The organism is Candidatus Anoxymicrobium japonicum, from assembly GCA_002843005.1.
In the GTDB taxonomy this organism is placed as follows: domain Bacteria; phylum Actinomycetota; class Geothermincolia; order Fen-727; family Anoxymicrobiaceae; genus Anoxymicrobium; species Anoxymicrobium japonicum.
Genome location: PHEX01000065.1, coordinates 1 through 9,507, shown reverse-complemented (window position 1 = coordinate 9,507; position 9,507 = coordinate 1). Strand labels below are relative to the sequence as shown.

At 57.8% G+C, this 9,507-nt stretch carries 7 protein-coding genes; 4 read left to right on the top strand and 3 right to left on the bottom strand.

What is annotated here, in order from left to right; genetic code table 11:
• Window positions 1-35 precede the first annotated feature (35 nt).
• On the bottom strand, window positions 36-1,121 hold the full coding sequence (locus CVT63_06735; GenBank protein PKQ27681.1) for a hypothetical protein: 1,086 nt from the start codon (window positions 1,119-1,121) through the stop codon (window positions 36-38).
• Window positions 1,122-1,295: 174 nt separating this feature from the next.
• On the opposite strand from CVT63_06735, the gene CVT63_06730 reads away from it, so the two are divergent.
• The 4 genes from CVT63_06730 (at window position 1,296) to holA (ending at window position 7,978) form a co-directional block, all read left to right on the top strand.
• Window positions 1,296-3,761 carry a leucine--tRNA ligase gene (locus CVT63_06730; GenBank protein ID PKQ27682.1) on the top strand — a complete coding sequence of 822 codons (2,466 nt, stop codon included), beginning with the start codon at window positions 1,296-1,298 and terminating at the stop codon, window positions 3,759-3,761.
• A gap of 89 nt (window positions 3,762-3,850) precedes the next feature.
• Complete coding sequence (locus tag CVT63_06725) at window positions 3,851-4,471, top strand: competence protein ComEA (protein PKQ27680.1); 621 nt, start codon at window positions 3,851-3,853, stop codon at window positions 4,469-4,471.
• A 147-nt stretch (window positions 4,472-4,618) separates the two neighbouring features.
• Complete coding sequence (locus CVT63_06720) at window positions 4,619-6,931, top strand: hypothetical protein (protein ID PKQ27679.1); 2,313 nt, start codon at window positions 4,619-4,621, stop codon at window positions 6,929-6,931.
• A gap of 3 nt (window positions 6,932-6,934) precedes the next feature.
• Window positions 6,935-7,978 (top strand): DNA polymerase III subunit delta, encoded by a 1,044-nt coding sequence (gene holA, locus CVT63_06715; protein PKQ27678.1) that lies wholly within the window; start codon window positions 6,935-6,937, stop codon window positions 7,976-7,978.
• 14 nt (window positions 7,979-7,992) lie between these two features.
• Here the strand turns inward: holA and CVT63_06710 are convergent, their stop codons facing one another.
• Both CVT63_06710 and CVT63_06705 read right to left on the bottom strand, forming a co-directional pair.
• Entirely contained in the window at window positions 7,993-8,256 is a 264-nt protein-coding gene (locus CVT63_06710) for a 30S ribosomal protein S20 (GenBank protein ID PKQ27677.1), read from the bottom strand.
• Between the two features lie 105 nt (window positions 8,257-8,361).
• On the bottom strand, window positions 8,362-9,507 hold a 1,146-nt coding region (locus CVT63_06705), incomplete at its 5' end, for a hypothetical protein (GenBank protein PKQ27676.1).

The window sequence follows — 9,507 nt, the reverse complement described above, 5'->3', positions numbered from 1 at the left end:
AAAACGCATATTTTGGTTTGACCCCATTATGCGTTTTAGTTGCAGCTTACGTGGCTGAAGCCGGGGATCGCAGAGCGGAACGGGAGTTTGCCGTCTTCTAAGAGTTTTCCCATGCGCTCGATGTTACTGACGCCGAGCGCACCGATCGCCTTTTCCATTACGTTCACGTTCGGCCTTACGAACGGCGACCAGATCTTGTTCTTGACGATATAGTTCTCTTTGAAGCGCCTGGTGAAACGGTTGAACTCGGCCGCGCCGCGCTCCTTGTCCATGATGGCGATCGCCGCCACCTTGCCGGTGACAAGCGCTCCGGAGATGCCGAACCAGAGCATCGGATCCATGGCGCCGGAGATAGTGCCGCACAGCACGGCGTCATTCCAGAAGAGCCTTGGGTTATCGGGACGCGCCAGCGGCACAACGCCGGACACGTACTCCCAGCTCTCGTGCTCGATACCCTCGTTTCGAACCATGAATGACCTGTACTTATCCAGGCACGGCTTCTCGACTTCGTGAGTGCTGAACAGCAGGTTGAAGTAGTAACCGTTCACGGCTGAGAAATACCCGTACTCGGTGACGCACTCGTCGAACCATAGCCAGGCGTAGCTGCCGACTTCCAGTTTTCCCCTCGATATCCACCCGTGCCACGGCAGGTATGGGATCTCCAGCATTTCGTACGCGGACTGCGTGAGTCCGCAGGCGATTACCGAGTTTGGTGGAAGACTCGACAGGTCGTCCCCGGTCAGCTTCGAGTCGAACTCGAACTTGATGGAAAGCCCCTTGCATTCGTTGTAGAGAAGCGTGTCCAGGCTGGTCGGCCTATCGCCTCTCTCGACCGCGTATACTCCTCCAACCGGCAACATGACTTTGGTGTCGTGAAAGTAGGCGGGGCACGCCTGCACGGGATGGAACGCCGGCGAGATGTCGATCCCGATGTACTCTGATGTTTTCTGGGGATCGAGCGGTGTGACATGTGTGGACGGGTTGTAGAGACGCGAGCCGCCGTAGCCGGGTTCCCGATCGTGTACTGTGACCGAGTACCCTTCGCGCGCCAGGTTGATAGCCGCGATCAGCCCCGACATGCCCGCCCCGAAAACATCCGCCTTCTCTTTTTTTACGCTCACCGCTCCTCCTTGTTGGCGTCGTGTTCATTAAAACATTCATGATGGCTTGAAGTCCACAGCCACCAACGGCGTCGTTCCTCGATCCGCGGTAGACGGAAAGGTAGACGGTGCCTGACCCCTTTTTGCACGATCTCGCTATGATACTATCGTTTGTGGTCTGGAGGTGAGCGGTTGATCCCAGAATACGATCATAAGGCAATTGAAACGAAGTGGATAGAGCGATGGAAAGCGGAAGGCGCCTTCCGCGCGGAGTGGGCGCCTGGGCGCGAGAAGAAGTACGTGCTCGTCATGTTTCCATACCCCAGCGGCCAGGCACACATAGGTCATGTCGCGAACTACTCGCTCGGTGATGTCATGGCGCGTTACTACAGGCGAAAAGGCTATAACGTTCTGCATCCAATTGGTTACGACGCGTTTGGGCTTCCGGCGGAGAACGCCGCGATATCAAGCGGACTGCACCCCGCGAAGTGTACGCGCGACAACATAGATCTGATTACCGATGACCTCAAGCGGCTTGGATACTCGTACGACTGGAGTCGCGAGATTTCAACGTGTGAGCCGGAGTACTATCGCTGGACCCAGTGGTTTTTCCTGAAGATGTACGAGCGCGGGCTGGCGTACAAGGCCGATGCGATCACAAACTGGTGCCCGTCGTGCGGAACCGTTCTCGCCAACGAGCAGGTGCACGCCGACGGGTCGTGCGAGCGCTGCGGCACTCAGGTGGTTCCACGGTGGCTGAACCAGTGGTTCTTCAAAGTCACGGAGTATGCCGAGAGATTGCTGGACGACATGGATCGTCTCGAGGGCTGGCCCGAGCGCGTGCTTACCATGCAGCGCAACTGGATCGGGAAGTCGCGCGGCGCCAGGGTTGATTTCACGCTGGAGTCCACCGGTGAGAAGATAAGCATCTACACGACCAGGCCTGACACGTTATACGGAGTCACGTTCTTCCTTCTCGCGCCTGAGCATCCTCTTGTCGACGTTCTGGTGAGCGGCGCCGAGCGCGAGGCGGACGTCGCGGCGTTCAGGGAGAGGCTGTCTCAAAGCACCTCTTTCGAGCGCACGGCGCTGGAGACCGAGAAGGACGGCGTGTTCCTCGAAGATTACGTGATCAACCCCGTGAACGGCGCCCGCGTGCCGGTGCACACCGCCAACTTCGTTCTCATGGAGTACGGCACAGGCGCGGTCATGGCGGTGCCAGCGCACGACCAGCGAGACTTCGAGTTCGCCCGCAAGTACGACCTGCCGGTGACGGTGGTCATTCAGCCGCCCGGTAACGCGCTCGTCGCCCGGGAAATGACCGAAGCGTATGAGGATCCGGGCGTCATGGTTGACTCCGGGGAGTTTGACGGCGCCCGGAGCGAGCAGTGCAAGGAAGCCATCTGTGACATGCTCGAGGCGAACGGGTGGGGAGAGCGCGCCGTCAACTACAGGCTTCGCGATTGGCTCGTCTCGCGGCAGAGATACTGGGGAACGCCGATACCAATCATCTACTGTGACAGGTGTGGAACCGTCCCCGTGCCCGAGGAAGACCTGCCCGTTTTGCTCCCCGAGGAGATGCCGCTTGCCGATGGCGGCAAATCGCCACTGCCCCTTGAAGAGTCTTTCCATAACGCCGCGTGCCCCGTGTGCGGCGGTGACGCGACGCGCGAGACGGATACAATGGATACCTTCATCGACTCGTCCTGGTACTTCTTTCGCTATGTGAGCCCGCGCGACCGAGACGCCCCGTTCGATTCAGAGAATGTTCGCGCCTGGATGCCCGTGGATCAGTACATCGGCGGCATCGAGCACGCGATCCTGCACCTGTTGTACGCGCGGTTCTTCACAAAGGTGATATACGACCTGGGAATGATCGATTTCGACGAGCCGTTTGAGAATCTGCTGTGTCAGGGGATGATAACTAAAGATGGCGCGAAAATGTCGAAATCAAAAGGGAACGTCGTCGCGCCCGGCGCCTACATCGACAGGTTGGGCGCTGACGCATTGAGACTTTATGTCCTTTTTATGGGTCCGCCTGAGATATCGAAGGATTGGAGCGATGCGGGAGTCGAGGGAGCGCGCAGATTCCTCAGCCGGGTCTGGAGGATGGTGCACGAGCGGTTTGCGCCTTTGATGGAAGGTGACGCGCCACCGGCCGGGCCAGCGTCCCGGCACAGGGCGATGAGAAGCATGACACATCGCGCGATCATGAACGTAACGCGCGACATCGAACAGTTCGCGTTCAACACCGCGGTGAGCTTCATCATGGAGCTGGTCAACGGCGTGTATCACTACATCTCTGATGGCGCTGTGGACAGAGAAGTGCTGGCAGAGGCGGTGCTTGCCGTGCTGCAGTTGCTCTCGCCGTTTACGCCGTTCATTGCGGAAGAGTTATGGAGCGTCGCGGGCACGGGGGGCCGTGTGCACGAGCAGCCGTGGCCCTCGTGGGACGAGGATCTCGCCCGCCCGGAAGAGGTCACCCTTATTATCCAGGTCAATGGCAAAGTGCGCGACAGGGTCACCGTTGGGGTGGACATCTCCAAAGATGAGATGAAGGCCAGGGCGCTTGAATGCGAGAACGCGCTCCGCTACGTCGAGGGCAAGGACATCCGCAAGATTATCGTCGTGCCCGGCAAACTGGTCAATATCGTAATCTGATCGAGATTCTCTGACGGCGCCCCCGTTTTTCGCTGTTATTCCACCCGCCTGTTGCATTGCTTGCTTTGCTGTATTATCATTAGTAAGCAATGCAAGTACAAGATCGTTCGAGCCTGCAACAGTTGATCGACGCGGCGGCGTCACTCACGCGAGTTCAACTTGTTGCGATAAGTTGTCTGATAGCGCTTTTTTGCATGGGCAGCGTTCTTGCGTACGTGAGATCCAAGCCTCGTCCAATCACTATTGACAATGGAACCGTTAGCGCGGGAGCGCCCGAGCGCGAGCGCACGCTTACGGTTCATGTCGCGGGCGCTATTGTCTCGCCGGGGCTCTACAAGTTGCCCGAGGGCTCACGGGTCGCCGACGCGATAGAGCGCGCGGGCGGCGCATCAAGTGAAGCGGCGCTCGATGATATAAACCTTGCGGGAAGGCTTACTGACGGCCAGAAAGTCATGGTTCCTCAGAAGGCATCAGTGGGGACAGCCCCCGGCGAGAACGTTTCAACCTCAGGACAATCAAGTCTTGTCAACGTTAACACCGCGAACGCTGACGAGCTCGAGAAGTTGCCGGGCATAGGGCCAGCCATGGCGGAGAGAATTATAGAGTATCGAAAGAAAAACGGCCCTTTCTCCGCCGCCGACGATCTGGATGACGTCGAAGGCATTGGGCCCGCGAAGCTCAAAGCCCTCCAGGATCTGGTTACGATCTAGTGGGCGTTTCATATGCCCCTCACCCCAACACTCTCTCCCAAGAGAAAACGCATAATGGGGTCAAACCAAATTATGCGTTTGAGTGGGCGGAGAGGCGCAGTGGGAGAAAACGCATAATTTGGTTTGACCCCATTATGCGTTTTGGGGATGCCAACTAAAGTGCGTGGCCGCTTTTATCTTTTGTGCTTCGCCTCGATGGCCGCGGGAATTCTGGCTCAACGATATCTCCATGTGGCTCTGTTCTTTGTCTGCCTCGGCGCACTGGCCGTAGTTGGCGCGCTCATAGCCATTCTTGGAAAGTGGAGAGACGCGCTTGTCGTCATGCTCCCGGTAGCGTTCGCGATTCTGGGCATGGTGCTCATTCTTGTTTCCAATCATGCCCTAAAGTCTGGATTGCTTTTAGAGATTGCGCAAAAGAACGCAGTTGGGAACGCTCGCGGGCGGGTTCTTTCTGACTGGAAAGAGAGCGGAGAAAACAGTTCGTTTTTCATTGAGGTTGCCGAAATCCAGGCGCTGGGGCAGGCATGGTCATTGCGGGAACGGCTCTGCGTCACGGTTCCCGGTCGCATGCCCAAAAGGGAAATATATCCGGGAGTTAACGTAGAGATTCGGGGAAGAGTGGCCACGCCCGCGGGAAATCGGCAATGGCTCGCGGATCATGGGGCGGCCTGCGTAATGCGCGCTGAAAGGCGTGACATTCACGTATGCGCTCCGGCGGCCAATGTGATAGCGCGTTCCGTGGCGGGAGCGCGCCGTTGGATGTCGTCGGCGTACAGGCGTATCTTCAACTCGAGGCTCGCGGGCTTCATCGAGGGCGTAAGCCTGAGCAAGACCGACGGGATGGATCCGACGATTATCGCCGATCTCAGAGCGTGTGGCCTATCGCACATAGTCGCGGTCTCGGGGCTTCACGTGAGTTCCGCCGCGATGATAGCGCTGGCGGCCATGATGGCGCTGGGGGTCGGGAAGCGGACTCGATTGATAGTCGCGTGCGTAATGGCGCTTCTGGTGCTCGCGCTTTCCAACTTTCGGCCATCCGCTGTGCGCGCGACAATTATGGCGGTTGCTTGTTTCGGTGGGATGTTGCTCGGCAGGAGATACGATTCACTCGCCGGATTGTCTATCGCGGGGATAGCGATGCTTTGCGTGAATCCAGGGGGTCTCGCTGATCCGGGTTTTCAATACTCGTTTGCCGCCGCCTTGAGCATCGTGCTGTTCCTGTCGAGGCGAAAGGACGGCGGCGAGGTCGGCAAAGCGAGGCTTGCGCTGGCTGTTTGCGCGGGCGCTCAACTCGGCGTCCTACCGCTGACGCTCGCGCGCGGTGAGCCCGCGCCGGTGTTGGCGATCGTGGCGAACCTGCTCGCCATCTGGCTTGTTGGGGCGCTTCTTCTCTCGAGTTGGTCGGTCGCGATAATATCAACAGTCAGCCTGCCACTGGCCAGGGCAGTGGCGGTCGTTCCATCGGGAATCGCGCGCTGGATACTCACCGTGGCTTCGTCGTGCGCGCATGTGCCCGGCGCCGGCCTTTTTGTGAGCGCTCTCTCTACCGTCGCGCTGGCGCTGTACGTGGCCTCCCTTGTCATGTTCGCGAGAGGGCGCGCGGGGCGTTCACTGTTCAAGCCTTTCATGGCACTCGGGCTCTCAATTCTGCTGGTGCTCGCGTGCTGTTTTCCAGTACTGCCTAAAACGAGTCACACCTCCGTGATAGTCTTCGATGTGGGAGAAGGAGACGCTACCGTTCTGCGCAGTTCCTCGGGCGCGATTGTCCTGGTTGATGGCGGGCCCGAGCCGGGCCAGGTCATGCGTAAACTGCGAGAGCGAGGAATAAGCCGCATTGATCTCATGGTCTCCACGCATCCACACGCGGACCACTACACCGGCCTGGTAGAGGTGTTGCGCCGCATGCCGGTGGGCACGCTTCTGGATGCCGACGCGCAAGGTTTTGAGACGGGTTCATACAGAGAGTTGCTCGAGGCGGCGTCCGCGCGCAATGTTCCAGTGACAACGGCCAGGGAAGGCATGATGATCACCGTAGCGCCTGACATGAAAATGGAGATTCTCTACTGTGCGTCATGTTTAAAGAGTCCGCCTGAAAACCTCAATGATTGCTCGATTGTCGCTATGGCCTACGTCGATGGCGCCAGGTTGCTTCTGTGTGGAGACATCGAGTCGGAGGGACAGGAAACTCTTTTAAGCAGGCATCCTTCGATAGAGTGTGACGTGATAAAGATTCCGCACCACGGCGCCGCGGAAGCCGTCGGTAGTGAACTGCTGAACGCATCGAGGCCACGGCTCGCGACTATATCGGTTGGACGGGACAACAAGTTCGGTCACCCCTCTCAGAAGTGCCTGAGCCTGCTGGCGTCACGGGGAATCGCTATTGCCAGGACGGATTCGAGCGGCGACATAGAGATATTCGTGCGCAATGGTAAAATTGGACTGAACTCCAAAAGGCGGTAAAACTTGGCCAGGAAACACGTCGACAAAGTCGAAGAGTTGAAAAATATCTATTACGTGTACGGCGACGAGGAGCTTCTCGTCGAGCAGGCTCTGGACAGGCTCAAGAAGCTTTTTGCGGCAGTGATGGACGCCGACTTCAACATGGAGGTCATCAACGCGATGGAGACCGGCGCCGAACACGTGGTCGATTCCGCGGAAACAATCCCGCTTCTGGCTTCACGCAGGCTTGTGATCGCGAAAAACGTCGACAAGCTGAGCAAGAAAGGGCAGGACATCATCTCGCGCTACATGGAGAAGCCTAACCCCGCCACGACACTGGTGCTGGTCGCAAGCGCGTCTCCGTCCGGCGCCCCTCGCGACAGCGGCATCGTCAAGAAAGTCGAAAACTCCGCGCTTTTTCGATGCGCGATTGCTTCAGGCGGCGAGTCGCTTAAATTTGCATGGGCCGCGAGAGGCAGGAAAGGCAAGGTGGAGGATTGGATACGCGACGAATTCAAAAAAAGAGGCAAAAGAATCGAGCCAGCGGCGAGGGACATGCTCATAGAAAAGGTGGGAAGAGAGCTTCGCAATCTGAGTGACGCTGTGGAGCGCATATGCCTCTATGCCGCCGACGCGGACACAGTAGGCGTCGAGGAAGTGGTGAAAGTTGTCGTACCGGCCGCCGAACAGGGGATCTTCGAGTTTATCGACTCAGTCGCGGAAAGACGGCGCGATCTGTCGTTATATCTCTTGAACAGATTGATAAAGCAGGGAGAGGGCCCGCAAAAGATATTCAACTTGCTTCTTCGCCAGTTCAGACTTATAGCCAGTTGCAAGTCGATGCAGCATACCCACGAATACGGCAAAATAGCGTCAGAGCTCGGCATCCCGCCGTTCCTCGTGGGAAAGTGCGTCAAACAGTCCACTAAATTTTCACAGGAGAGGCTTCGATCGATATTTGGCGAGTTCAAGCAAGCTCAGTTGGAGATGTACTCCGGTCGTTACCTGGAGGAGGGGGAGTATCAGGGGTCGATCCTGGAAATGCTGACTGTGAAGATAATAGGGTAATTTTTACCCGCTGTTCACCTCATGCCCGCGATACATTTGGACATGCGCGACTTTTTGTTTGCGGCCTTGTTCTTGTGGATGACGCCTTTGGAGGCCGCTTTGTCGAGAGAGCGCGAAACCACCTTGAACCTCTCGGCAGCCGCCTCGACATCTCCCGACTCGCGGGCGGCTTCAAATTTCTTGATGTCGGACTTGAGCGCGGTCTTTACGCCCTTGTTGCGCATCCGCTGTTTCTCGGACTGGCGCATTCTCTTCCACTGCGACTTGATATTTGGCATAAACTCTTCCTTTGTGGCGTTATGAGTTCTGGGGCATTCTTCACCCCTGGATTTTGAGAGTCTAACACAGATGAATGTGACTGTCGACGACAGGTCGCAACGCGCTCACGTTTCAATCTGATCGGCGACGCCGTACTCGCATCCGCCCAGTGTTCCTTTGAGCCTGACGACTTCCTTCCCTGTCCAACGGTTTTTCAGAGACAGGGCGCCTTCGGCATGCCCGCCGTTCCAGAGGCGGTTGTGATTCTTTTCGCCTTTTGGGTTTTCGTAGTTCACAAGGATCATTTTCTCTTTCGGGCACCGGAAATCGACCCGCATGGCGTACATCGCGTTCTTCATCTCGATATCCCAGTGGAGGTGCGTGTCATCCTCGCGACACTGCCACTTCTGCGATTGGAGGAACACCCTGTCGAAAGAGAACACGTACATCTTCCCCTGGCGCCAGAGAGCGCCCAGCAGTTTTTTTCCGACGAGCGGCCTGCCGAAGAGCATCGGTTGCCCACCTCCTATGTCCAGGCTCGCGTCAACCGGTGCGTCAGCCTCATCCGTCCAGTTGTTGCAGTTGAGCCACAGCCACGGGCTGGTGAAGTCGCTTCCCCAGTTCTTGTCCTGGTAGCCGCAACTGCCCTCCGGGGTCACGTCGTAAACCACGCCATTGTAAGTGATCGTTCCCGTGTACTCTGATTTCATTCCCTGGACGTGCCAGAACATCTGAAAAGCGTTGAGCCACCTGAAGAGAAACGAGGCGCCGGGGCCAAGCGAGAAGGTAACGCGCTTGGTGACGTTGAGATCCCATGACATGCTGCCGGCGTCGCTCATCCACTCGGGATGTCGCGACGCGGTCGTAGCGCTAACCTCGACCGAGCCTTTGATGTGCGTCTCTTTGGCGGTATTCGGCCCGATCGCGACGTCCATTTTCACGGGATCGGCGCTGACCTCGGTGATCGGGTAGAAGTTGTGCAACTGCGCCTTGCCCGCGCCCCACTTTCCGCACTTGACGAGCCCGTAGGAGGGACGCTGTTTCTCACCGGATGGGCCCGGCAACTGTCCGAAGACCGGATCTTTCCCGCCCAGGCCCGGGTTGGTGATGTAATACTCGATAAAGAACGGTTCGCGCTCGCCGGTGTCACGGTTTGTCGCCGCCAACGAGTGCCACCACCAATCGTAGCCGTTGACGGCCAGCCGGTCGCGCAACATATACCCCTGGCGTGTCTGTCGCGATTGCTCCGCCAGCGAACGAAGTGATTTGCG

Excerpts from the sequence above, each read along its gene's own strand:
- CVT63_06725 (PKQ27680.1), top strand. The coding sequence starts at position 3,851 with ATGCAAGTACAAGATCGTTCGAGCCTGCAACAGTTGATCGACGCGGCG.
- CVT63_06720 (PKQ27679.1), top strand. The coding sequence starts at position 4,619 with ATGCCAACTAAAGTGCGTGGCCGCTTTTATCTTTTGTGCTTCGCCTCG.
- CVT63_06710 (PKQ27677.1), bottom strand. The coding sequence starts at position 8,256 with ATGCCAAATATCAAGTCGCAGTGGAAGAGAATGCGCCAGTCCGAGAAA.